Source organism: Pseudomonas sp. FSL R10-1350 (genome assembly GCF_009600525.1).
Taxonomy (GTDB): Bacteria; Pseudomonadota; Gammaproteobacteria; order Pseudomonadales; family Pseudomonadaceae; genus Aquipseudomonas; species Aquipseudomonas helleri.
Genome location: NZ_WIVR01000066.1, coordinates 1 through 25,486, shown reverse-complemented (window position 1 = coordinate 25,486; position 25,486 = coordinate 1). Strand labels below are relative to the sequence as shown.

General features: G+C 54.1%; 20 protein-coding genes, 1 tRNA gene and 1 pseudogene. 14 read left to right on the top strand and 8 right to left on the bottom strand.

Annotated features, from left to right (window positions below; all coding sequences use genetic code 11):
- The 4 genes from GHO25_RS21580 to GHO25_RS21565 form a co-directional block, all read left to right on the top strand.
- On the top strand, positions 1-869 hold an 869-nt coding region (locus tag GHO25_RS21580; RefSeq protein WP_256677283.1), incomplete at its 5' end, for an amidase family protein.
- A gap of 1 nt (position 870) precedes the next feature.
- Positions 871-1,260 carry an oxalurate catabolism protein HpxZ gene (hpxZ, locus tag GHO25_RS21575; RefSeq protein WP_256677282.1) on the top strand — a complete coding sequence of 130 codons (390 nt, stop codon included), beginning with the start codon at positions 871-873 and terminating at the stop codon, positions 1,258-1,260.
- A 115-nt stretch (positions 1,261-1,375) separates the two neighbouring features.
- Positions 1,376-2,686, top strand: a complete 1,311-nt coding sequence (locus GHO25_RS21570) for a solute carrier family 23 protein (protein WP_023102365.1) — start codon at positions 1,376-1,378, stop codon at positions 2,684-2,686.
- Between the two features lie 243 nt (positions 2,687-2,929).
- Complete coding sequence (locus GHO25_RS21565; protein ID WP_023102364.1) at positions 2,930-4,201, top strand: OprD family outer membrane porin; 1,272 nt, start codon at positions 2,930-2,932, stop codon at positions 4,199-4,201.
- Between the two features lie 77 nt (positions 4,202-4,278).
- On the opposite strand, the gene GHO25_RS21560 is transcribed toward GHO25_RS21565, so the two are convergent.
- Complete coding sequence (locus GHO25_RS21560) at positions 4,279-5,205, bottom strand: transposase domain-containing protein (protein WP_153392320.1); 927 nt, start codon at positions 5,203-5,205, stop codon at positions 4,279-4,281.
- 425 nt (positions 5,206-5,630) lie between these two features.
- On the opposite strand from GHO25_RS21560, the gene GHO25_RS21555 reads away from it, so the two are divergent.
- Genes GHO25_RS21555 through GHO25_RS21545 form a run of 4 tightly spaced genes read left to right on the top strand, consistent with a single transcriptional unit; the run spans position 5,631 to position 10,410 of the window.
- The gene (locus GHO25_RS21555; protein ID WP_153392319.1) at positions 5,631-7,427 is read left to right on the top strand and encodes a hypothetical protein; all 1,797 of its coding nucleotides are present in this window, start codon (positions 5,631-5,633) and stop codon (positions 7,425-7,427) included.
- 28 nt (positions 7,428-7,455) lie between these two features.
- Complete coding sequence (locus GHO25_RS21550) at positions 7,456-8,403, top strand: ABC-three component system protein (RefSeq protein WP_153392318.1); 948 nt, start codon at positions 7,456-7,458, stop codon at positions 8,401-8,403.
- Positions 8,381-8,626, top strand: a complete 246-nt coding sequence (locus GHO25_RS26965) for an ABC-three component system middle component 8 (RefSeq protein ID WP_372240961.1) — start codon at positions 8,381-8,383, stop codon at positions 8,624-8,626. The genes GHO25_RS21550 and GHO25_RS26965 overlap by 23 nt, the downstream gene beginning before the upstream one ends.
- Complete coding sequence (locus tag GHO25_RS21545) at positions 8,623-10,410, top strand: DUF2326 domain-containing protein (RefSeq protein ID WP_153392316.1); 1,788 nt, start codon at positions 8,623-8,625, stop codon at positions 10,408-10,410. The genes GHO25_RS26965 and GHO25_RS21545 overlap by 4 nt, the downstream gene beginning before the upstream one ends.
- A 334-nt stretch (positions 10,411-10,744) precedes the next feature.
- Here the strand turns inward: GHO25_RS21545 and GHO25_RS21540 are convergent.
- From GHO25_RS21540 to GHO25_RS21520, 5 genes and pseudogenes are all read right to left on the bottom strand, one after another.
- A pseudogene (locus GHO25_RS21540) lies at positions 10,745-11,701 on the bottom strand (integrase domain-containing protein); the annotation flags it as partial.
- 524 nt (positions 11,702-12,225) lie between these two features.
- The gene (locus GHO25_RS21535; protein ID WP_048366831.1) at positions 12,226-12,729 is read right to left on the bottom strand and encodes a hypothetical protein; all 504 of its coding nucleotides are present in this window, start codon (positions 12,727-12,729) and stop codon (positions 12,226-12,228) included.
- Positions 12,730-12,731: 2 nt separating this feature from the next.
- Positions 12,732-13,778, bottom strand: coding sequence for an ATP/GTP-binding protein (locus GHO25_RS21530; protein ID WP_048366830.1), 1,047 nt, complete (start codon positions 13,776-13,778; stop codon positions 12,732-12,734).
- A 145-nt stretch (positions 13,779-13,923) separates the two neighbouring features.
- A tRNA-Thr gene (locus GHO25_RS21525) sits at positions 13,924-13,999 on the bottom strand.
- 61 nt (positions 14,000-14,060) lie between these two features.
- Positions 14,061-15,008: a LysR substrate-binding domain-containing protein gene (locus GHO25_RS21520; RefSeq protein ID WP_153392314.1), complete on the bottom strand. Its 948-nt coding sequence runs from the start codon at positions 15,006-15,008 to the stop codon at positions 14,061-14,063.
- Positions 15,009-15,083: 75 nt separating this feature from the next.
- Here GHO25_RS21520 and GHO25_RS21515 point away from each other — a divergent pair, with 75 nt between their 5' ends.
- The 6 genes from GHO25_RS21515 (at position 15,084) to GHO25_RS21490 (ending at position 23,101) form a co-directional block, all read left to right on the top strand.
- Positions 15,084-16,166, top strand: a complete 1,083-nt coding sequence (locus tag GHO25_RS21515) for a tartrate dehydrogenase (protein WP_048388895.1) — start codon at positions 15,084-15,086, stop codon at positions 16,164-16,166.
- A gap of 299 nt (positions 16,167-16,465) precedes the next feature.
- Positions 16,466-18,103: a BCCT family transporter gene (locus GHO25_RS21510; RefSeq protein WP_153330514.1), complete on the top strand. Its 1,638-nt coding sequence runs from the start codon at positions 16,466-16,468 to the stop codon at positions 18,101-18,103.
- A gap of 171 nt (positions 18,104-18,274) precedes the next feature.
- Positions 18,275-19,396: an aromatic ring-hydroxylating dioxygenase subunit alpha gene (locus tag GHO25_RS21505; RefSeq protein ID WP_048388897.1), complete on the top strand. Its 1,122-nt coding sequence runs from the start codon at positions 18,275-18,277 to the stop codon at positions 19,394-19,396.
- A 59-nt stretch (positions 19,397-19,455) separates the two neighbouring features.
- Positions 19,456-20,904, top strand: a complete 1,449-nt coding sequence (locus GHO25_RS21500; protein WP_178110181.1) for an NAD-dependent succinate-semialdehyde dehydrogenase — start codon at positions 19,456-19,458, stop codon at positions 20,902-20,904.
- Positions 20,905-20,973: 69 nt separating this feature from the next.
- Complete coding sequence (locus GHO25_RS21495) at positions 20,974-21,942, top strand: PDR/VanB family oxidoreductase (RefSeq protein WP_153330517.1); 969 nt, start codon at positions 20,974-20,976, stop codon at positions 21,940-21,942.
- An 85-nt stretch (positions 21,943-22,027) separates the two neighbouring features.
- Positions 22,028-23,101 (top strand): PAS domain S-box protein, encoded by a 1,074-nt coding sequence (locus tag GHO25_RS21490; RefSeq protein WP_123751010.1) that lies wholly within the window; start codon positions 22,028-22,030, stop codon positions 23,099-23,101.
- A 41-nt stretch (positions 23,102-23,142) separates the two neighbouring features.
- Here GHO25_RS21490 and GHO25_RS21485 read toward each other — a convergent pair whose 3' ends face one another.
- Together GHO25_RS21485 and GHO25_RS21480 are read right to left on the bottom strand one after the other, a co-directional pair.
- Positions 23,143-24,573, bottom strand: a complete 1,431-nt coding sequence (locus tag GHO25_RS21485) for a heavy metal sensor histidine kinase (RefSeq protein ID WP_153392310.1) — start codon at positions 24,571-24,573, stop codon at positions 23,143-23,145.
- Positions 24,566-25,240, bottom strand: a complete 675-nt coding sequence (locus GHO25_RS21480) for a heavy metal response regulator transcription factor (protein ID WP_048366822.1) — start codon at positions 25,238-25,240, stop codon at positions 24,566-24,568. The genes GHO25_RS21485 and GHO25_RS21480 overlap by 8 nt, the downstream gene beginning before the upstream one ends.
- Between the last annotated feature and the right edge of the window lie 246 nt (positions 25,241-25,486).

Here is a 25,486-nt window from a genome sequence, read left to right as displayed (position 1 = left end):
CCCGCGCGCGCTCTTCAACTCTAGACCCAGTTTGCTGCGCGACAGCGCGGCGTCGAAGACGGGGCGGCCCCTCCTACCCCTTTGTCCACAGCATTGACCACCTTGGGCCGTTTGCGAGTGACGTGTTATCCCTCGCGTACACGTATGACGCTTTGCAAAGCCCGGACCCACACGATCCGGCCTGCCACGCATTACGCGTCCAGCCCTGCCTGCCAAGCCTGCAGCAAGGCGTCGCCGGGTTACGGGTCGGTATTCTCACCGATTACTTTGACACCTATGCCAGCCCGCCTGCGCGTGCGGCGGCCCAGTTGGCTGCCAAACTGCTGGGGGCGACGGATGAAGTCCACTGGCCGAGCCCTGCCCAAGCGCGAGCCGCTGCTTTCATCATCACGGCCAGCGAGGGCAGTAACCTGCATGCGCACAACTTGAAGACTCGTCCTCAGGACTTCGAGCCTGTCTCGGTCGATCGCTTTTTGTCCGGTCTGATGCAACCGGCTACGTGGTACGTCCAGGCCCAGCGTTTCAGAAGAATGTACCGCGACCAGGTCAATAAGCTGTTTGCCAATTGGGATGTATTGATCGCACCCGCGACCCCCGTGCCCGCGCCCCAGATCGGTACCGAGTGGATTGATATCAATGGTCTGCGCCATCCGTGCCGGCCTGCATTGGGCTTGTTGACCCAGCCGATTTCTTTCGCGGGCTGCCCGGTGGTCGCGGCGCCTATGTGGCCCGACAACACCGGGGGGCTGCCTCTGGGCGTACAGATTATCGCCGCACCCTGGCGTGAGGATCTTGCACTCAGGGCCGCCGCCGTCCTTGAAGACAGCGGGTATGCCACCGTTAAAGCCCATTACGCAGGACAACTGTGAAATGAATATTTCAGGTCTGGACATCAACCTTCCGCACGTCCATGCAGACGTCATGATTGCGTTTGAAGCCTATGAAGCCGCCCTCGTCAGTAATGACGTCAGTGTGCTCGACGAACTGTTTTTTAATTCGCCTTTCACATTGAGGTATGGCGCCACTGAAAACCTCTATGGCTACGAGGCGATCAAGGCATTCCGGGCGAACCGGCAGTCTACAGGTCTGGCCCGTAAAGTGCTTAGAACAGAAGTCACGACTTACGGCCATGACATGGCGACCACCAACATCGAGTTTCAACGCATCGGCTCTACGTCCATAGGCCGTCAGAGCCAGACGTGGTTACGCACAGACCAAGGCTGGCGGGTGGTATCGGCCCATGTGAGTGTGATGGGCTAAAGACGCCCCCATGCGCATGCCACCTGCATGCGCCCTCTATCACGAGGCCTGCGGCTACAGCGGCCCGTCTATAACTTTTGCACACCTGCCCCCACCCGATATGAGATGCAATGCAATGAGAAACCTCTTCAAGTGGACGGTAAAGCTGGATGGCGGTGAAGTGGTCGCTCCGAATGAGCGGCTCCCCTGGTCTCAAACGTTATTGATGGGGCTGCAGCATGTCTTCGCCATGTTTGGCGCGACAGTGCTGGCGCCGTTGCTCATGGGGTTCGATCCGAACGTGACCGTGCTCATGAGCGGGTTCGGGACGTTAGTGTTTTTTGTCATTACCAAAGGCAAGGTTCCCAGCTATCTGGGATCAAGCTTCGCCTTTATCGGTGTGACGGCAGCCGTCACCGGCTATACCGGCTCAGGGCCCAATACCCATATCGACCTGGCGCTGGGCGGCATTATTGTCTGCGGCATCCTGTACATATTGGCCGGGCTCGCGGTACAGGCGATCGGGTATCAATGGATCGAAAAACTGACGCCGCCCATTGTCACCGGAACCGTCGTCGCGGTCATTGGTTTAAACCTGGCGGCGATCCCCATCAAAACCATGGCGGCCAATCATTTTGATATTTGGATGCAAGTGATCACGTTCACCTGTGTCGCGCTCATTGCCGTCTTCACCAAAGGCATGATCAAAAGGATGCTGCTGCTGACCAGCTTGATTGCGTCTACAGCCATTTACTACGTGCTGACCAACCTCTTTGGGCTAAGCACGCCGATCGACTTCAGCCTTATTCAACAGGCGGCCTGGTTTGGCTTGCCCACTTTCACGGCACCCGCGTTTTCGTCAAACGCCTGCCTGCTGATCGCGCCGGTCGTCATCATTCTGATTGCTGAAAACGTTGGCCATTTAAAAGCCATCGGCTCCATCAGCAACAGCCCGATGGAGAAGCATTTTGGCCGAGCGTTTATTGGGGACGGGATCGCCACCGTGATAAGCGCCGGTGTGGGCGGCACAGGTGTCACCACCTATGCACAGAACATCGGCGTAATGGCCGCCACCAAAGTGTATTCCACCGCCTTGTTCGTCGTGGCCGGGTTGATGGCCATACTGCTGGGCTTGTCCCCTAAATTTGGTGCGCTCGTGCAGACCATTCCCACCTCGGTGATGGGCGGGATGACCATTGTCGTGTTCGGCCTCATCGCCGTCTCAGGGGCGAAGATCTGGGTTGAAAACAACGTCGACTTTAGTGACAACCGCAACCTGATGATTGCTTCCATCCCGCTCATTTTGGGCACCGGGCAGTTCACGCTGCACTTTGGAGGCTTTGAACTGGATGGCCTGGGCAGCGCAGCCTTTGCCGCCTTATTGCTGAATATTATTTTGAACTACAAGAAAAAAGCTGATGTGACGACGCCCACGCGTCCTCAGTAATTCAGAAACCCGCTGAAAGCGTCACAGCGGTTAAATAATAAAGCCAAGGTAACTTCTGGATTAATTGCACTTTGACAGGCCACTTTTCAACGATTGGAAAGTGGGCGTGCGCAGGTGGCTGTCATCTGGAAACAACTGAAGAGCGTAGCGCGTAAATCTTTTTAATAAGCACCGCAAAACTGCCGATTCAAATGCTTGCTTGAGCAGGCGCTTTAAAAAATTTTAATAGTCAGGAGCACGATAATGGCGCCTCGCAGTTTTTCGGCTGTAAATAAAGTGTTGGGTATGAGTGGCCTGGTGCTGCTCAGTGTCATGGGTAACACCGCAATGGCCGACGTGGCTGGCACCGCCCCTGAAGCTGAAAGTGTGGTGGACATGCTGTCCGAGGGCACAGTGTCCGGATCGCTGAGAATGCGTTACTACACCGACAAGAACGCTTACTTCGTCAAAGACCTGAATCAAGACACAGCTGGCTATGGCGGCTTCGTCAAATATGAAACCGCCGCGCTGAATGGCTTTAAGTTGGGCGGCAGCCTGATCTACCAAAGAACCTTCAACCGGCCTGACGACAAGGGCAGCGTAATTCCCGATATCGGCACCAACGTCACCAACATCGGCGAGGCCTACGTTAGTTGGGAGCATGACGCGTTCAAGATAACGGCCGGTAATCAGCGCGTTCAACTGCCGTGGACCAGTGACTACGACTGGCGCGTAGTGCCCGTCCTGTTCCAGGGCATTAATGTGCACTATGGCAACGACGATGACTTCCTCTCACTGGCGCGCTTGTACCGCTGGAAAGGCTGGGCCGATGACGGCTTTTCCCGAAACAGCATGTACTCAACGGATGAAAAAACAGCCGGAATGTGGAGCTTGGGCGGTGGCCGCTCAGTGACAGTCAACGGCCTTAAATACTCCGGCCAATTATGGCGCCAGCATTATTACGACTACACCAACGTGAGCTACGGCGAAGGCCACGTTTCAGCGGTGTCAGGCGATTTTCGACCCAATGCCGGTCTTCAATACATACGCGGCACGGGCGACGGACGTGAACTGGCAGGCACAGTCGACAACACAACCTTGGGGTTCCAGGCGGGGTTCGATTACAAAGCCTACAAAGTAGCCCTGGGCTACGACCACATCAAAGCGGCCCCGGGTGCGTACAACAACGGAAGCCTGGTAACGCCCTATGCCCACAACATGTCATCCGGCCCTTACTTTGCCCAGCCCTACTTCACCAGCACCCAAGACCTGGGGGCTGGTAATGCCTACTCACTGGACGTCAGCACAGGCGCCGTTCAAAACCTGTTCCTGGGCGCCCGCTATTCATTCATGGACCTGACCGCCGTCGCCGGCACCGCCAGCCTCAACCAGTCGGAATACCTGCTCTACGGAATCTACAACTTCGCAGGCGCCCTCAAAGGCCTGAGCGTGGCCGAATGGGTAGGCGTACAAACCTCCCCGGCACGAGACACCCGCTTCTTCCAGAACCGGTTGGAGGTTAGTTATAACTTTTAGAGGGGGAGAGGGCAGTGTGTTGGGGAGGGAGGTTTAAAAGGTGAAGACGAGAAAACCCGCTGAAGGCGTAATGCTGTTCACTTAAGCGGAGCAGCCTTACGGTCCACCGGAAACCGGGTCTTTGAAATCTTCACCGTCCTTAGCCTCGAAGGCCTCGGACGGCGATCCAGAAACATCCCTCCCACACCCGCTCTTAGTTCTGCCAACCGTCTTCCCGTTGCTGAAATCGGATTTGCCGCAGCCATCACGATCAGTTGAACGGCGATGTATTGGCAGGCTGGCTTGAAACGGATGTCCGACGGCACTCGACCAAAAGCCACTGCGGCCTGACTAGCTTCCCGGCGAATCACGTTGTAGGCCAGCAACAATCCCCAGACCTCCTGGTAAACCAGGTCGATCTTCTTGCTGCGCAAGGTCATTGCGTTCTGCTGCATTGAGCTTTTGATATCCCTGAAGCCCTGCTCGATTTCCCAGCGCTGCTGGTAAAGCTTGGCGACGGCCATAGTGCTGTAGGTGCTAGCCGGCAATGATGTCATGACGATTTTCAACTTACCCTGGATTTCATAGCTGACTTCGCGCACTTCCCAGTGAGTTGGGAGGCCCGGATTTCGCTTCCTCGCCTGCGGCGAGACCTTCATGCGTACTAGGCGATCATGCTTGCCATAACGGACGATTTCTTCACTGACCAGATTCTTGCGTGCCGGGGTCAGCCAGTGGCGGTTGGTCCCGACGCTGCGGGCCAACAGATGGTCAGTCGCCAGACCTTGAGCGCAGATATTCAGCCGTCTCGCGACCTCATGCACAGGCTCGTCGCGAAACAAAGCCATGCCAAGCACCAACCACAAGACTTGATCTATGGGCAGCCGACGTCGCCGGATGGATGCCTGCGCAGAAAGATCCAGCGCTGAGGCTACCCATTCAACAGGAATGTTTTGAGTGAAGGTACTCAGATCAGAGAAGTTGAAGAGGTCGCCGAGGTCGAGCAGGTCTTGTTGAACAGACATAAAAAATCCGATACCAGAGGTCTGATATCGGATTTTCTAGGAAGCCCCACGTGAGCTCAAATGTTTAAGTGAACAGCATTGCGCTGAAGGTGGGTTTTTTTGTGGGGGGGGGGGGCACCAGACGAACGGTCGCTTTTGGCGAGGCCAGGTCTCGTACGGGTTTAGACGTCGGTGGAAAATTTTGCGTACCTCAACCAGTAACTATAAATAAATCAGATAGTTGTGGCCTTCAGTGGAATCGAATCGGGATTGCTCCTATAGGATAATTGACATCCTTAATGCCCGGATAACGCTTCCTAAAATAATGTAATTTCAGCCTTCCAGATTCGCGCTGGAGCGTTGTCTTGTTTCTGCTCGAGATTTCTAGGCTGGCACAAGGCCATTTGGTATGATCGTGCCCTTGCGACTAACAAGGAAGTATGCAGATGGATTTCACGAGTGTTTATCTTGGGAAAAGCGCACAGTTCTATAAAATCAAGAAAAAAATAACCAAAAAGAAAATATCTGAAGTATTTAAAGACATCTCTTCTGAGAAAGTCGGTGGGTTCTTAATAAGAATTATCAAGGAAGAACTGGTTATTGATCAAGAAGTTATTTTGTGTTCTGCAGTCGCCTATAAAATTGTTAGTGAACCCTCGTTTTTAGATAAAACCGATATTCGTGAGGAGAAGTACGCGTTTGCCTTAATCGTAGAGTACGATTCAGCTGTGGCTATAATAAAGAAGCATGTTTCCTCGCTGGAGAAGAAGTTTTCCGAGTTCTTAGATGAGTTCGAGTATGAGAAATTTACAAATTTCCAAGGGCGAAACGACCCGGAGTATGAAAAAGTTACAATGAGTAATATGGCGATTTCGGATGCTGTCATTAGAAGTCGAGCGTATGAAGCCCGACGGCTAAATGGAATACTTTCGTCAAACTCATCAAGCCGTTCTATACCACAAAGTTTTAGAATAAAGGTGCAAGGGGATACGATTACTTTGACACCTAACGCGTCTAGAGTAGCCCTGAGAGATAAACGATCTAGTTTAAATGAAGTCGTAAGGTGGGTAATGGCCACAGTGCAGGAAATTAAAAATCTTGCAAACAAAAGCGAGTTTATAAATGGCTTTGCCTCACCTATTACGCTTGAGGAAATTGTCCAAAAAGGTTTCGAGCCTATCGCTTTATTTATTAATCTTGACGAATTAGATGAACTAATCAGGTCCGGAAATTCCGCATCGGAAATAAAGTTTTTACTCGATGGAGGTGAGGAGGATATGTCCCCGCTTCAAATGAAGCGTCTATTCGATTGTTTCAAAACGCCGGCTAAGGTTGTGGCGGGAGGGACGATAGTTTTTAAAGGGAAAGAAGTTTCAGGCGCTGTAACTTTGCTAAAGCGGGTGGCTTCATTTAAATCAAAAATCACAGATAATATTTTGCTGTATATTGAAAATGAACAGTGCATGTCATTGACGAAATATATCAATACCCACAAGCCGTTTTCGATCATGTTTAATACTCCGAAGTATGCCTACTTCGGAAGAGACAGTTTCGAAGATAAGAAACTATTAAATAATTTGCCGGCGGTCTTGTCTATTTTTAATCCTAACTACGATTTCTCTGGGGTTCGTAGTGAAAAGGAAAAGAATGAGGGTAGAAGGTATCCACCAGGTATCGATGAGTTTCCTGAGTTATCGTTATTTCGGAAGATTGAAGATTTAGTATGCCTGCCTGATGGGGTCACTGTATGCGACGATATGAATGACGAATGGGCTGACCATATTTACTTTGAACCTAATGCTAATCCTCCGGCGATATCGTTCATACATTCAAAGTTTGTTAAAGGTGAAAGTTACGGTGCAAGTAGCTTTCATGAAGTGGTTGCTCAAGGCCTAAAAAATATTGGACGCACATTCGCTGATACTATTGAATTTAGAGAAAAACATGATCGTGATTGGGCAGGTTTCTACGAAAACACTCAAATCACTAGAGTCAGAGGCGGAAAAAATTGGACAGATATTGAAAACGCATTAAACGCGATTACATCCAATCAAAACTCAGTAAGAAAAATAGTGTTGGCAACACCATTTTTAAAAAAGAGTGTATTGGAAACTCAATTTAATGAGTTGGCGCAAACAGGGACGTGTCGGCCGCATTATATTCAGTTGATCTGGCTGATCAATACTTTCATTGGTGTTTGTAAGGAATATGGTGTTCAACCTCATATTCTATGTAATCCATGAAGTAAAAATATCTGAGAGAGATGCAGGTATGAAATATCAGTATAGTGAATTATCCCCGACTCAATTTGAGACTCTGGTAATTCACGTTTGTTATCGGCTGTTAGGTTTGGGTACTGAAACATTTTCTGATGGGCCAGATGGTGGGCGCGATTCCCGTTTTCACGGAGAAGCAGAATTGTTTCCAAGCAGATCAAAGCCTTGGAGCGGTTTAACTGTGATTCAAGCAAAACATACGCTGGCATACAATAAGAAATTTTCAGACCCTGACTTCTTTGGGGTCGCCTCCTCGGCTGTCAATGGTGAGATTTTAAAGATTAAGGGACTGATCAATAACGATGGTTTAAGTAATTATTTGCTTTTTTCAAATAGAAAGCTTCCAGGCAATGCGAATGAGGCCATCAAGAACTTTATCTCTTTTGAGACTGGCCTCGACAAACAGAATATTGGATTGGTTGGTGTCGAGAGTTTTGAGAATTATTTGAAATTCTACCCCGACATTCCAGCTGCTGTCGGTTTAAACCCATTCGAGATGCCTTTGAACATAGAGCCAGATGACCTAGCTAGTATTATAGTAGGCCTTAGTAATGGCTTAGGCGGTATAACTAAATGCGACATATCTAACCGAATATTTAGAACTGATTTTGAAAGAAAAAATGAGGTGAATAGTCTTTCTGATCAATACTCTAAGCTCATTAAAAGAAAAATTGAAGACATGTATCTCATCCAGGATTTCCTCGCGATGCCTGAAAACGATGATTTGCAGAGGCTATACTTAGGCGTATCAGAAGAACTGGCAGCGAAAATTATCGCTCTTCGAATCCCTGGTCAGAGTTTTGATTTTGTACTAGAGAAGTTAATCGAACTGCTGTTGGAACGGGATGTTGAACTAAAAGGTAACAAACAGTTAACCAGATCTATGATGTATTATATGTATTATCATTGCGACATTGGAGATGATGATGTTGCTAATGCCTAATAAGAACTCTCATCCCGATCTCACTGTTATGGCAGTGTCTGGTTTTTTATTGGGCACCATCAGGAAGTCTAAATTTGAGAACTATTCTGATTTGCTGGAAAAGCTTAACTCTTACAATGTTAGGGCAAATATTTTATTTAAACCGAGCTTGCAGTTGCTTTTTCTTTTGGGGTTGGTTGATTATCACCGTAAGAATGATCTTATCGAGTATATCGGACCATGAAAATATCTAGGATATACTCAAATTTCGAAAGCGAATTTTCTACTATTGATTTCCATGATGGTTTTAATGTCATACTTGGTAGGGTTTTTAATAAGACCTTGAAATCGACAGATGCCCATAATTTAGGTAAGAGCAAACTGGCAGAACTTATTGATTTTTGTTTGTTGAAAGGACGGCATAAAACGTTCTTCTTGTTTGAATTTTTTTCTGTGTTTGAAAAATATGAATTTTACATTGAGCTTAAGCTGAACTCCGGCGAGTTTTTAACTGTAAAACGCGGAGTATCAAAAAACACTCGAATTTTTTTAAGGAAGCACTCAAAAGCTAAACAATGCTTTCGAGGGTTAGAAGATGCGCTCTGGGATTATAGTGATCTTGCAATCGACAAAGCACGCCTTGTTCTTGACTCCTACCTTAATCTCTTGGTTATTGATCCATGGAGTTATCGTGATGCTATCGCTTACTGTCTAAGAGGCCAGGATGATTACACGGATGTTTTTCAATTGGATAAACATAGAGGGCAACATGTCTATTGGAAGCCATATGTTGGACACCTTCTGGGATTTGACTCGCATTCGTTGAAGAGAAATTACTTGCTAAAGAGCGAGGTTGAGGCTCTGCGGGAGGAAATCGCTAAGCTAAAATCCGCTATAGGCTTGACTGCAGGCGATCAAGAAGAAACGATATTGAACCTGCTTGACGTGAAAAAAAATCAAGTTTCTGATTTAGAATGGCAGTTGAAGAATTTTAATTTTGATAGCACTGATATACTCTATATTGAGGAACTCGCGGATGGTATAAATTCACAGATAAGTGATCTTAATAATCTAAGATACTATCTTACTGCGCGCTTAAAGAAACTCAATAAGTCCTTGGTGTCGAGCGATATTAAAATCGAGTTGGACAGTTTGTCTCAGCTTTTCGAGGAGTCGGGTGTTGTATTTGATGGTCAGATTAAGCGAACATTTGGGGAGCTGGTAGAGTTTAATCGTAAAATAACTATTGAGCGTCAAGGGTTCATTATTCAGCAAATAGGGGAGCTGGAAAGCGAACTTATTGAAATAGCTAGCTCTATTTCTGATCTTAGTGAAGAACGCTCAAAGAAATTGGGGTATTTACGCTCGCAAGATGTTTTTTTAAAGTACCAAGAAGTGTCAGATCTTCTTTCAGAACAGAAGTCCTATATTTATGAACTGAATCGAAGGTTAGAAGTGAACTCTTCTGTGAAAAGTATGGAGGCTGATTGTAGAAAACTGATTCGAGAAAAAGACGAGGTTGTAGAGAAGATTAGGATGAATCGCGATTCGGTCATCCGGTCGAATGATGGAATCTATAAAGGGATCAAAGAGCATTTTGCGAACTTTGTAACGGAGGTATTAAATAAGGACGGAGTATTAATAACTGAGCAAAATTCTGAGGGGAATTTGGAATATTCGGCTGGTCTTTTAAATGGTCTAGGGCGAATAACTGGAGAGAGTGATGGGCATAGCTACAGAAAAATGCTGTGCATAGGCTTTGATATCGCTGTCGCAATGGCGTATTCAAAAAAGGAATTTGTGCGGTTCTTATATCATGATGGTGGATTGGAGACACTTGACGATAGAAAGAAAATTGAGTTTATTGAGTATGTCCGAACGGCATCTAGTCTCTCTGGGATTCAGTATATTTTGACTACAATCGACTCCGACGTGCCAGATGGAGTTGTATTCTCGGAGTATGAATTAGCTCGCGTGCTACATGACGAAGGTAGTTCTGGAAGATTGTTTAATATACCTACTTGGTAGTTTGAGTTGGCGTTTTTTAATATGGCCATTAAGATCATTGATACGATAATTTTTCTGTCAGGGGGGTAGTGTTTAAGACACATTTTTCTGGTCGACGAACTATCAGCCTTGAGGTTAGAAGGTAATAGTAATGGGAGCCGGCTATTTGTCGATTTAGAAACCAGGTGAGATGCTTGTGTTGCAACGTCCATGGATTATCTCGGCGCCAGCGATCAGAGATCGCGGCTTGAATAGTCTTTGCTTGACGTAGATGGCACTGGAGTGTGTCATGCGACCCTGTCAGGACCTCCACCTGGAACAGTTCCATATCGAATGGTCTGATCATTGTTGACACACCAATGTAGGCCGATACCACGTCGATTCGACAATGCACCAGTTCATAACTGATTTGTGAGCGTGCCTCTTGATCGAGTTGCAGATCTAGGTGGCTGCATCTGCCTCCGTTGATAGGCGCTAGGTGATCTGCTCATAGCGTTCGCATGCGCAAGCCGCGCGCAGTTCATGGAAGCCTTTGAGGTTGTTCGTATGTAGGAGGTCTCGGACGGGCCGCACGACTCTCCGTTGGAAGTCGAAGTAGCTTTCGTTCGGTGCCGGCAGGTTGCAACTATCGTTGGGAGACACCTGCTCGACATAACTGAATGCTTCGTGGATTTGAACATTTACCTGAATCCAGCAAGGCGCAGGTGCCTCCGAGCGTCCACCCTTAGTTCCATCCTGGATATTGATCTTGCCGTAATGTTTGGCTTTGCGCTTGAGGCGTGGTAGGTCGGCCAGAGTCGCCTCGCGCAATCGCATGCCAGTGGCGCGTGCTAACAGCATAACGGCTGCGGCGCGGGGATTATGTTCGCAGAGCGCGTCGACGATCTGTTTCACCTGTTCGCGGTCTTGGCCTTGCAGCACTGAGTGACGAACACTGGCCCTCTGCATTCTCAACGCCTTGCTTGGCTCGGTACTTTCACGGGCTGATCACCGCGAAGCGCGGCCATAGTCCGGTTCACGCTGGACAATCGATTTTGCGCGGTGGCGATGCCGATAGCCCCATGTTCAACTTGCTGCCGCAGATGCCCGGCGTAGTCCAGCAAGGTTTGACAATTAATCTGCCGCGCATCGTTAAACCCCGGCCTATCCTCCGACCGACACCAACGAACAAACGCCTGTCACCGTTCACTGTGCGCGTTGACCGTGCCGTAATGCCCCCGCCAAACAGATCGCGCAACGCCTGGGGCCCGGCATAACTCAGTTGCCGTCCATATCCAAAATTCCGCCCATCCCGTCTACCTACCAATGCCATGATCAAACTCCTGTCGAAGCCAAATCTTTGAAACTTTCCCCTTGTCATTCCGCCAAGAATGCTGAGTGTTATCAGGGAACAAGGCCCTGCGATCCATGGGGGATGTCCACTAACGCAGGATTGATGGCTCTTTAGCGCCGGGAGCTTGGGCATCTGATGCTCCGGTCTCTTGAGCACTTCAGAGGAGGCAGGCGGATAGAGGTTGCATTGTCTAACGAGACCAATGCTCCGAGATCTTGAACCGGGTTAAAGCAGCAATACGATAACCGGGGCATGCCTGTCAGTCAGGCACAGTTCATTCCCCCCTGCGCTGCGGCACAATCATCTACATCCCTGCTACTGGTGACTTCGGTGCCAGTCACTCGATTTTCACGAGGAGGAATACCTCAGGCATGGACGCAGTTAAGAGGGGTAGGTAGGCCTGATGCAGGCGATAAACGCTCCAAAACTAGCCCTATCTCCCGTACTGAATCAGGTTGAGAGCGATCAGCGTTCAGCCAAGTATTGCCGCCGGGCAGCCCACTTCACGGGTTACTAACAACCCACCCCATCCCCAGCGGCTTGGCCATGCTGACTATCTTCGGATGTGCATCGATCGCCCGCAGTTTGGATTTGAGTTTCTGTTTCAGGTCTGCCAAATCGACGCGGGGCTGGTGGGTGGCGGGTTGTTCAATATGCACGATGACTTGAAGCCTTTCGCAACCGAGTACCGCTTTGCTGAGGGTTTTCTCGTCAAGCGGAGTGCTGGCATGAAGACGGGCTGGCAGTAACGCAGCCAAAGTGCACAGCACTTTGTTTACGATGGTTTCTGCCAGCTCTGAGGGCTTTCCGGCATCGGGGTGTCGATAGTCTTTGACTTCAACCAAGAAGGCTACTTTTTCAGGTGACAACACCAGAATGTCGACTGCTTGCAGGTTGTTGCGCAATGTCATGAAGTGACGCCTGTAAAAGGACCACTCATCAAATTTGCTGGCTTGCCACGTGTCTGGGAAGGTGAATATCAGGCCATCGACATCGAGCGCCGCCATGCTCAATCCTCCAGCGCTAAATAACGATCTGACTGCTGAAGACTTTCCTCAAGAGCGGTGATGTCACCAATGTCGTACAGACTGGGCCCTTGTTGAACGGTGATGCCGTTGTCGGTGGCTTGAAGACCAAAGAAGGCGGTGTCGAGTTTTTTCTGTGCCAGCAAGATTTCCAGTTCGCGCAGCAGAAACAGGCTGTGAGTGGCGATGAATACCTGGATGCCGCTGTTGCTCAGTTCAACGATGGTCTTGGCCACTTGTTTGATCAGGTGAGGATTAAGGTTGGCCTCGGGCTCATCCCAGAATAAGTAGCCTTGATCCAACAAAGCGCCGGTGCTGATCAGGCGTGCGAGCATGCCCAGTTTGCGCAAGCCTTCTGCAACCAATGGCATTTCCATCAAGCCGTTGGCGTTGCGCAGGTAAAAGCGCCCGCTTTTATCGAGTTCGATGCTGCCTTGCATAGCGTCTTCGAGTGGAGCCAGTAGCTCACGAATACGCTGTAATTTTGGCCCTTTACGCATCAGCCCGCCGAGCAGGCGGCAGGTGTCGCGCCATGTCTCTTCAAATTCCAGGTAGTGGTTTTCATACACGGCCAAGAAGTTTGGATAGATGGTAAGCAGTTCGCGGGTAGGCAAATAGGCTGGGGCTGTTTTCAGCCATTGCTCGGGCAACTGCTCGATGCCAACTTCGGTTTTGCTGTTGGTTGCAAAGCCAAATGCCAAGTCGTAAGCCGAGTCAGTAAAGGTGAGTTTGATATCGCAGCGCCCGCGGCCAGGTCTGCGCCTAACCAATCGACCCAGGGTCTCAGGGCGAAAAACGCCTATTAATTTATCAGCGAGACTTTTCTGCAGGATGGTTTTTGTCGGTTGGGAAGATGCCAAGTGGGGCTTACTGCCTTCTTCCCAGCATGTCGCGAGGCCCGAGTAAGCCAGCTTCAGCAGATGCGTTTTGCCTGCACCGTTTTCACCAACAATCACGTTGAGTTGTTTGCCGAAGCGTAGGTTCGCTTCTTCAAATACCGTGAATTCTTTGATGTCTAGCTGCTTCAGCATAATTTCCCCGAGATAAAAACCCGCGTTACATCGTGATGTTGCTTAGATACAGGCCGTACCGACAACATAACCGCCGCCAACCAAGACTTAAACCCCAGAAACAAAAAAGGCCCACCTTGCGGTGAGCCTTTTTCGGTATTGCGTATGGTGCCGGCACCAAGAGTCGAACTCGGGACCTACTGATTACAAGTCAGTTGCTCTACCAACTGAGCTATACCGGCGTTATGGGCGAGGAGTATACGCGGATGGCGTGGCTTGTAAACCCCTGATTACAGACTATTTTCACGATTCTTTTTGCCGCTGGGGTGTGGCGGGGTGGCGTTCGCTGAAGTACTGGCGCAGAAACTCGACGGTGACGCGGATTTTGGCGGAGTTGGCGAGGGGGGCGGTGTAGACGGCCCAGATGTTGGCTTGTTGTCGGTAGTCCTGGAGGATGTGGACCAATTTGCCGCTTTGCAGGCTTTCGCGTACGTCCCAGTGGGAGCGCAGCAGGATGCCTCGGCCATCTATCGCCCATTGGTGGACGACTTCGCCGTGGTTGGCGGACAGGGCGCCGGTGACTTTGACGCTTTCTTCGCCTTCCGGGCCTTGCAGGCGCCACAGGCCGAACGGGTGGTCGCGCTCTTTGATCACCAAGCATTCGTGGCCCGCCAGTTCGGCCAGGGTGCGCGGTTCGCCGTGGCGTTGCAGGTACTCGGGGCTAGCACAGAGCACGCGGGCGTTGTTGGCCAGCAGTTTGGCGATGAGGTTGGGGGCGATGTTGTCGCCAATGCGGATGTCGAGGTCGAAGCCTTCTTCTATCAGGTCTACCAGGCGGTCGAACATGTCGAAGCGAATGTCCAGGGCCGGGTAGCGCTGGGACAGTTCGGAGAGCGCGGGGCCGACGTGGCGGCGGCCCAGGCCGAAGCTGCTGATGATTTGCAACTGGCCGCGCGGTTCTTGATGCAGGGCCGAGACTTCGTCGCTCATCTGTTCGACCGCATCAAATATATGCAGCGCCCAGCGGTAGACGCGCTCGCCGTCATCGGTCACGGCCACGCGCCGGGTGGTGCGGTGCAGCAGGCGCACGCCGATGTTGTGCTCCAGCAACTGGATGCGCTTGCTGACATACGCCGGCGACACGCCCAGTTCGCTGGCGGCGGCGGCAAAGCTGGAGCGGCGGGCCACGATCACGAACACGCGCAGGTCTTCGAGATTGGGCAGATTATTCACGAACCGTGTCTTATCCATCTTCACTTCGCCTGATTATCTTTCTTTTGGCGTTTTATACCATGGGCCCACTGTCCATTTTCAAGAGTGCCCCCCATGAGCAAGACATTCAAAATTGCCGCCATCGCCGGTGACGGTATTGGTAACGAAGTACTGCCAGAAGGCCTGCGCGTTGTGGAGGCGGCGGCTAAAAAGTGGAACCTTGATCTGTCGATCGAGATCATCGAGTGGGCCAGTTGCGACTATTACGAGCGCCACGGGCAGATGATGCCGGACGACTGGTTTGAGACGCTCAAAGGCTTTGACGCGATCTACTTCGGCGCTGTGGGCTGGCCGGACAAGGTGCCGGATCACATCTCGCTGTGGGGTTCGCTGCTCAAGTTCCGTCGCGACTTTGACCAGTACGTGAACATCCGCCCTGTGCGTCTGTTCCCGGGTGTGCCGTGCCCGTTGGCAGGCCGTGAGCCGGGCGATATCGACTTTGTGGTGATCCGCGAAAACACTGAAGGCGAATATTCCTCGGTGGGCGGGCGCATGTTTGAAGGCACCGAAAACGAATTTGTCCTGCAAGAGTCGGTATTCACCCGACGCGGTGTGGACCGCATTCTGAAGTACGCTTTCGAGGTGGCCAAAGAGCGTCCGCGTAAGCACGTGACTTCTGCGACCAAGTCCAACGGTATCTCCATCAGCATGCCGTACTGGGACGAGCGCACCGAAGCCATGGCGGCCAACTACCCGCAAGTGACGTGGGACAAGCAGCACATCGACATTCTGTGTGCACGCTTTGTGCTGCAACCCAATCGTTTTGACGTGGTGGTGGCGTCCAACCTGTTTGGCGACATTCTGTCCGACCTCGGGCCTGCCTGCGCTGGCACCATCGGCATCGCGCCGTCGGCCAACCTCAACCCCGAGCGTAATTTCCCGTCGCTGTTCGAACCCGTTCACGGCTCGGCGCCGGATATCTACGGGCAAAACATTTCCAACCCGATTGCGATGATCTGGTCGGGCGCGCTGATGCTGGAATTTTTGGGCAAAGGCGATGAGCGTTATCAGGCGGCACACGATGGCATTTTGCGCGCCATCGAGGACGTGATTGCCAGTGGTCCGAAAACCCCGGATCTGGGTGGCAAGGCCTCGACTCAAGAAGTCGGTGCAGCCATCGCCGCTGCCCTGGCGTGAGTTGACTAAACGGCCCTGATCAGCGCCGCGAAATAGACGCTTCACAAGCCTGCGAAATGCCCGGAATACGGGGACTTTCGCGGGCTCTTTGGCGTGTTGAAACAGCCGTTTTAGACGTGTGAAATTTCAACAATTCCAGTTGCAAAAGCTTAAATCTCGGGGCATATTGTTAACCGAAAGGTATGCGTTAACTAATGGTTAACGCTCAGGGTTCAACGATATGGAAGGAGTCCCTAACAGCTGTAAACGCTGATCTAGAGCCACGCAGTAAGAGAAAAACTCTCTATCTGGAGACTTAAATGTCCAATAACAATAAAAAAGATGTCTTTTTGATATCAACTAGCCTGATTGCTGTACTGATTACCGTTGTAGGTCTTGCCGTTTATCCGCAACAAGCCGAAGTCACCGCCAATATGCTGTTTGAGCTGTCGTCTCGGACGTTTGGCACTTCGGTGCAAGTGTTTGTGTTCTGCTGCGCCCTGGTGGTGCTGTACATCGCGTTCAGCAAGTACGGCAACATTCGCCTGGGCAATGGTAAAGCTGAATACCCGACCGTGACGTGGGTGTTCATGTTCATCTGCGCCGGTATGGGCTCGTCGACGCTTTACTGGGGAGTGATGGAGTGGGCGTATTACTACCAGACGCCTGGTCTGAACATTGCCGCAGGCTCGCGTGAAGCGCTGGATTACAGCGTCAGCTACTCGTTCTTCCATTGGGGTATCAGCGCCTGGTCGCTGTATGCCTTGTCGTCGTTGGCGATGGCTTATCACTTCCACGTGCGTAAGAAGAGCGGCCTGAGCCTGTCTTCGATCGTCGAGGCAGTGACCGGCTTCAAAGCGCACGGCCCAGTGGGTCGTCTCGTCGACCTGGTGTTCCTGCTGACCATGTTCGGCGCCTTGACCGTATCGCTGGTGCTCACCGCGTCCACCTTGACCCGTGGCCTGTCGGCACTCACCGGCATGCCGGACACCTTCGTCACGCAGTTGTCAGTTATTGGTGTGGTGGCGGTGGTGTTCTCGCTCAGCTCCTACATCGGTATTGCCAGTGGCATGCAGCGTCTGTCGAAGATGGTGTGCATAGGTGCGCTGGTGTTTGCGGCCGTGGTACTGGTCGTGGGCCCAACGCAGTTCATCATCAACAACACGGCCAACTCCATTGGCCTGATGATGCAGAACTACGTGCACATGAGCCTGTTTACCGACCCGCAAGGTGACGGTGCCTTCACCCGCAACTGGACGGTTTTCTACTGGTTGTGGTGGGTGTCCTACGCGCCGGGTGTCGCGATGTTTGTGACCCGTGTGTCCAAGGGCCGCAAGATGAAAGAAGTGGTCGCGGCGATGTTGATGGGCGGCAGTTTTGGCTGCTGGTTCTTCTTCGGCACGCTCGAAAGCTACAGCATGCATCAGTTCATCACCGGCGCTATCGACGTGCCACGCATCCTCACTGAGCAGGGCGGTGAAACAGCGGTGGAGATGTTGCTGAACGCCTTGCCGTTCGGTCAGATCTTCCTCGGGGTTTACCTCTTCATCATGGCGGTGTTCTGTGCTTCGCACATGGACGCAGCGGCCTACGCCGTGGCGGCCACCAGCACCCGCAACATGCAGGAAGGCCAGGACCCATCGCCGACGCACCGTCTGTTCTGGTGCATCGCCTTGACCCTGATCCCGCTGGCGATGTTGTTTGCCAAGGTGTCGCTGTCGACCATGAAAACCGCGGTGGTGCTGACGGCGATCCCGTTCCTGGTGATCCTGATGACCAAGATCTACGGCTTCCTTACCTGGATGTTCAAGGACTACGGCGCGATGCCGGCTTACTTGATCGAGGAAGAGTCGGTGGAGCGCGAGCAGAACCTGGATTACGTCGCCCCGTTTGAACAGGTGACGCCAGCACCGGGTGTTGTTCCCAAAGCCAAGGCGGTACCCGCAGCCCTGAGTTAAGTATTGCTGACTGAACCACGCGCAGGCTCCGGCACCACGGTGCCGGGACCTGAGCGATTTTTTTTGCGTGTCGTGTTAACCATGGGTTTCTTGTTATTAATGGGTTACACAAAAACAACCCGAAACAGGGTGTCGAGCACAACCCTCTTAAGCGCTTGAGAGAGAAAAAGAATGAACACAATCGTGAAATTGCCTGCTGACTTCTGCACCAATGCTGACGTAGCACACACCATTCCGGCGTCGTACTACACCAACCAGGACGTGTTCGAGGTCGAAAAAGAGAAGATTTTCGCCAACACCTGGATCTGTGTCGGTCACCGCAGCGAAGTGGCCAACAGCAACGACTACATCACCCGTGAAGTCATCGGCGAAAGCATCATCGTCGTTCGTGGTCGTGACAACGTGCTGCGTGCGTTCTACAACGTGTGTCCGCACCGTGGCCACCAATTGCTCAGCGGCAGCGGCAAAGCCAAAAACGTCATCACCTGCCCGTACCACGCCTGGACCTTCAAGCTCGACGGCGAACTGGCACACGCGCGCAACTGCGACAACGTGGTCAACTTCGACAAAGAAAACTCCAGCCTGGTGTCGCTGCGCGTCGAGGAATACGCAGGTTTCATCTACATCAACATGAACAACGAAGCGGGCACCGTTGAAGAACAACTGCCGGGCCTTCAAGCGCGTCTGCGCGAAGCCTGTCCGGTGGTCGATGACCTGCACCTGGCGGCGCGTTTTGTCAGCGACACCCCGGCCAACTGGAAGTCCATCGTCGACAACTACCTGGAGTGCTACCACTGCGCCCCGGCTCACCCGGGCTTTGCCGATTCGGTGAGCGTGGACGAGTACTGGCACACCCTGCACGGCAACTGGTCGTTGCAGTTTGGCCACGCCAAGTCGTCAGAGAAGTCCTTCAAGTTCGACGAGTCGATCAAAGACCCGTCCTTCAGCGGCTTCTGGGCCTGGCCGTGCACCATGTTCAACGCGCCGCCCGGTGGCAACTTCATGACCGTGATCTACGAGTTCCCGGTCAGTGCGGGCGTGACCATGCAGCACTACGACATCTACTTCCTCAACAAAGAGATCACCCCTGAACAGCAATCGCTGATCGAGTGGTACCGCGATGTGTTCCGCCCAGAAGACCTGCGTCTGGTCGAAAGCGTGCAACGCGGCCTGCAATCGCGCGGCTATCGCGGCCAAGGCCGGATCATGGCTGACCGTCAGCGCAGCGGCATGAGCGAACACGGCATCGCGCATTTCCACAACCTGATCGCCGTGGCCCACCTGGACGACTGATCTGCCGGGCGCCGCAGCCACGCTGCGGCGCCCTGGCCCTATTTAGAGGAGTGTCCTGCGTGCAGCTCAAAGACCCCCAATTGTTTCGTCAACAGGCGTTTATTGATGGCGCCTGGGCAGATGCCGACAGCCGTCAGACGGTCGACGTGACCAACCCGGCTCAAGGCCAGCTGCTGGGCAATGTGCCGTTGATGGGCGGCGCCGAAGCGATCCGCGCCATCCAGGCCGCCGACGCAGCCTTGCCAGCCTGGCGTGAACGCACGGCCAAAGACCGCGCGCAGATCCTGCGTCGCTGGTTTGAACTGATCCTGCAACACGAAGACGATCTGGCCCGGATCATGACCCTGGAACAGGGCAAACCACTGCACGAAGCGGTGGGTGAAATCCGTTACGCGGCCTCGTTTATCGAGTGGTTTGCCGAGGAAGGCAAACGCGTTTATGGCGACGTGATCCCTTCGCCGTCCGGCGACAAACGCCTGATCGTGGTCAAGCAAGGCATCGGCGTGTGCGCCGCGATCACGCCGTGGAACTTCCCCGCCGCAATGATCACCCGCAAGGTCGCGCCTGCGCTGGCGGCCGGGTGCACCATCGTGGTCAAGCCGGCCAACGAAACGCCGTTTTCGGCGCTGGCCCTGGCGGAACTGGCGCAGCGTGCAGGCATCCCGGCGGGCGTGTTGAACATCGTCACCGGCGACGCCCCGGCCATTGGTGCACAACTCACCGGCCACCCGCTGGTGCGCAAATTCAGCTTCACCGGCTCGACCCCCATCGGCCGTTTGCTGATGAGCCAGTGCGCCGAAACCATCAAAAAAGTCTCGCTGGAACTGGGCGGCAACGCGCCGTTTATTGTGTTTGCCGACGCCGACATTGATGCCGCCGTCGAAGGCGCCATCGCGGCCAAATACCGCAACGCGGGCCAGACCTGCGTCTGCGTAAACCGCTTCTACGTGCACGACGCGGTGTATGACCAGTTCGCCAGTAAGTTCGCCGCCAAAGTGGCCGAACTGAAGGTCGGCCATGGCAACGCGGAAGACACCCAGATCGGCCCGCTGATCACCGTTAAAGCGGTGGACAAAGTCCGCGCCCTGATCGACGACGCCGTCAGCAAAGGCGCGACCTTGCTGCTGGGCGGCCAGGTGCATGCGCTGGGTGAGCAGTTCTTCGAACCGACCGTGCTGGGTGACATCAAGCAAGGCATGTTGCTGCTGGACGAAGAAATCTTCGGCCCGGTTGCGCCGCTGGTGCGCTTTCACTCCGACGCCGAAGTGCTGGCCCTGGCCAACGACACGCTGTACGGCCTTGCGGCGTACTTCTACAGCCGCGACATCGGCCACGTGTGGCACATCGCCGAGCAAATGGAATACGGCATGGTCGGTATCAACACCGGGCTGATCTCCAACGAAGTGGCGCCGTTTGGCGGGGTCAAACAATCCGGCCTGGGGCGCGAAGGTTCCAAGTACGGGATCGATGATTACCTGCAACTGAAATACCTGTGCCTGGCGGTCTGAGCCGTCAGCACCGGGTTTTAAATCAGGCGGCACGCGAGTGCCGCCCTTTACCGCAGTAGAGGTTTTGCGATGGCCAACTCTTATCAAATGCTTGCCGCCCGTGTGACCGGTGTAGAGCAGGTAACGCCGCTGATCAAACGTTTTACCCTGGCACGCCAGGACGGCCAGCCGCTGCCCGACTTCACCGGCGGTAGCCACATCATCGTGCAGATGAAAGACGCCGACGGCCGTCAGCACAGCAACGCCTATTCGTTGATGAGCGACCCGCGCCAGACCGCCAGCTACCAGATTGGCGTGCGCCTTGAAGAGCAATCCAAAGGCGGCTCGGCGTTTATGCACCAGCAGGTCGAGGTTGGCACCGAGCTGATGATTTCGACCCCCAACAACCTGTTCGCCATCGACCCGAAGGCGGGCAAACACATCCTCATTGCGGGCGGGATCGGCATTACCCCGTTCCTCTCGCAAGTGCACGAACTGCGTGACGCGGGCGCCGATTACCAACTGCACTACGCCTTCCGCAGCCCGGAGCACGGCGCGTTTCACGACGAACTCAGCGCAGGCCCGCATGCCGAGCGCACGCGCACCTACGCCGACAGCCTGGGCCAATCACTGAATCTGGCCGAGCTGATGGGCAACCTGGACAGCGACGCGCACGTGTATGTGTGCGGCCCTAAACCGCTGATCGACGCGGTGATCGCCACCGGCAAACAACTGGGCCTGGCTGACGAACGCGTGCATTGGGAGCAGTTCGCCGCTGCGCCGATCACCGGCGGCGCGTTCACCCTGGTGCTGGCCAAATCCGGTCAGGAACTGCGCGTCGAAGAAGGCATGAGCATCCTCAAGGCCATCGAAAAAGCCAATGTCGACGTCGAATGCCTGTGCCGCGAAGGCGTGTGCGGCACCTGCGAGACGCGCATCCTTGAGGGGCAAGCCGAGCACAACGACCAATACCTGAGCGACGACGAAAAAGCCGCCCAGCAAACCATGATGATTTGCGTGTCGCGGGCCCGTGGCGAACGCCTGGTACTGGACTTATAAGCCTCACTTCCGTGATCGGGTCGAGGGCCGCAGGCGTGTGTGTATAATCGCAGCGCCCTGCGCCTCACGTGATCACGGATATGTCATGACCGAAGATAGCTTTGCCTTTCGTCTGAAGGAGCTGCTCGAACACCACAAAATGACCCTGCAAGCGGTCGGTACGGCCTTGGGTATTTCCCGCACGGCGGTGCACAAGTGGACCCGTGGTGGCGAAATCGACTACAGCAATTTGCGCAAACTGGCGGACCTGCTCAAGGTCAACTGGGTGTGGCTGCGCTATGGCGAACAGGCGGTGCAAGACCTTCAGGGCACCACGTCGGTTGAACTGCCGATGACCGATGTGCGGCGCAAGTACATTGCCGACATCATGGAAAGTGAAGCGCGCATGACCCTGGCCCAGGAAAACGCCGGGATCGTGACTTGGGAATGGAACCTCATCACCGACGAGGTGTTTTATTCGGCCAACGTCGAGCGGGTCTACGGCTGGCAGGTCAACCGCAACGAAGACTTCTGGCCGCACGTACTGCCCGAAGACGAAGTGGTGATGAACGAGCTGTACCGCGAATGCTTCGCCAACAACACCCCGTACGAATATGACTTCCGCATCTTCCGCCCGGATGGCGAGATGCGCTGGATCTCATCGCGGGCCATGCCGCTGAACGACAGCGCCGGGCGCCCGGTGAAAATGATCGGCATCAGCATGGACAACACCGCCCGCAAAACTGCCGAGCAATCGCTGCGTAAAAGCGAAGAAGCCTTTCGGGCCTTGTTTGAACTGGCGTGCGGCGCCATGGCTTACGTCGACCTCGACGGCCGCTGGCGGCGGGTTAACGACAGCTTGTGCCAGTTGTTGGGTTACAGCGAACAAGAGCTGCGGGCGCTGACCTTTCAGGCCATCACCCACCCCGATGACCTGCAAATCAACCTTGAGCAGTTGCAGCGCCTGCTCGACGGCGAAATCAGCAACTACGACCTCGAAAAACGCCTGCTGTGCAAAGACGGCCATTACATCTGGGCCCACGTGCGCACCTCATTGCAGCGCAACTCCCAGGACGACAGCCCCGAGCACTTGATCAGCGTGATCGACGACATCACCCAGGAACGCGCCGAACGCCAAGCGCTGCTGGACCGCATTGCAGAGCTTGAAAACAATACATAACCCGTGGGAGCGGGCTTGCTCGCGATTGGACCGACAAGGTTTTACTGATAGACCGAGTCGCCGGCATCGCGAGCAAGCCCGCTCCCACAAGGTGTGGTTTTGGTCATGTGCCGAGCAAACCCCAGCTCAAACAGCGTCCCGCTGTCGTCGCTTTGCACCCGCACTTCGCCGCCATGCAGTTGCATGATCGACCCCACAATCGCCAAGCCCAGCCCGCCTGAATCCCCAGGCTGCGAGCGCGAAGGGTCGACCCGGTAAAAACGATCGAACACTTTGCCCACATGCTGCGGCTCGATGGCGGGGCCGATGTTGTGCACGCCGATCCAGCAATACTCGGCGTCTTCACGCTGCACCAGCCTGATCACCGAATCGGGCTCGGCATGGCGCACGGCATTGGCCAGCAGGTTGCTCAGGGCCCGCTGCAACAGATGCAGGTCTGCTGTCAGCGTGCCGCTGAGCGAATTGCCCAAGCGCACGCCACGGTCTTCAGCCAACGCGTCAAAGTAATCACACAGCTCGTCGCCCACCGCGCGCAGGTCCACGTTTTGCAGGTGCACAGGCCGTTGCCCGTGCTCGGCGCGGGCCAGGAACATCAGGTTCTCGGCCATGCGGTTCAGGCGTTCGTACTCTTCAATGTTGGACGCCAGCACGTCCTGATACTCCGCCGGGCTGCGCGTCTGATTCAGGGCCAGGCTGTTGCTGCCCAGCAGGTTGTGCAGCGGCGTGCGGATCTCATGGGCCAGATCCGCCGAGAACTGCGACAGCCGCGCAAAGTTGTCCTCAAGGCGCGCGAGCATGGCGTTGAGCGCCAGCACCGGCTCTTTCAATTCTGTGGGTACATGGTCGACCGGCATGCGTTGGTCAAGGCTGCGCGGGTTAATGCCGCGCATGGCCTGGGCCAGTTCCCGCAGCGGTTTCAGGCCACGGCGCAACAGCAGCAAGCCCAGGCCAAACGCGAGCAGGGCGCCCAGCCCGACCGCCATGTACAGACGCAGCCGGTAACTGGCGAGCATCTGCTCACGCTCTTGCAGATGCATGCCCACGGTCACGTTCAAGCGCTCGTCCGAAGGGCCGTCGGCAACGCCGCTCAGCAAGTCGAGGTTGCCCACCGTCTGGATGTCGCTGCGCTGTGGCATGCGCTCCTGTGGGAGGGGCTGCACAGGCGGCAGCGCTTGCTGATGCGGGTTGATCGTGATCACAGGGCGGCCGTCGCTGTGGGTCACCAGCAACAGGCTGTCACGGTTGCCCAGCATGTTTTGATACAGCCGGGGGCGCTCTTGCAGGGCTTCGAGGCTGTCGCTGTCATGCAGCAGGGCGCGCATGCGCTCAAGGCGACCGAGCAGCGCCATGTCATCGCGAAAGCTCAGTTCCGAGGCTAGTGAGCGGTACAGGAACACGCCGATTACGCTGAGCACCAGCGCGCACGTCAGCGCAATAGCCAGGGCCAGCCGCCAGGCGATGGACCTATTCATCGGGCGCTTCCAGCTGATAGCCGACGCCGCGCACGGTGTGGATAAGTTTTGGCATGTACGGGTCGTCGACCTTGGCGCGCAATCGGCGCACGGCGACCTCGACCATGTTGGTGTCGCTGTCGAAGTTCAGGTTCCACACCTGCGAGGCAATCAAGGTGCGCGACAACACTTCGCCCTGACGGCTGGCCAGCAACTGCAACAGCGCGAACTCCTTGTTGGTCAGGTTGATGCGCTGACCGCCCCGGCTGACGCGGCGACGCAGTACGTCGATCTCAAGGTCGGCAATGCTGTACGACTCGGCTTCACGCATCGGGCCACGACGCAGCAGTGTGCGCACCCGGGCCAGCAGTTCGGCAAAGGCAAACGGCTTGAGCAGGTAGTCGTCTGCGCCCAGTTCAAGGCCGCGCACGCGGTCTTCGATGGCGTCTTTGGCGGTTAAAAACAGCACCGGCGTGGCGCCGCGCTGGCGAATCAACTGCAGCAGTTGCCAGCCATTAAGCCCCGGCAGCATCACGTCCAGAATGACCAGATCGTATTCCTGCTGCTCAATCAGGTAGCGCCCGTCCAGCCCGTTCAAGGCCACATCCACGACAAAACCTGACTCCTTAAGGCCCTTGGCCAGGAACTCAGCTGTCTTGGCTTCGTCTTCCACCACTAACAAGCGCATCGCACACCTCGATCAATCGTCTGAACAGGCTAGGCGTGTTCGCCGGTATTGCCTATTACAAACTTGTAATCCAACTGACGGGGTTCTGACGGGGGTTGCTGGTTAAGGTGGCGCCATTCGAACAGGAGCTTGTCGATGAAGCTGAAAAATGTGCTGTTGTGGGCTGCCTTGAGCACCGCTGGCGCCGCCCAGGCCGCGCCGGATTTGCCGCGCCATGCCGACCTCGATCTGGCCACGGCCCAGCAA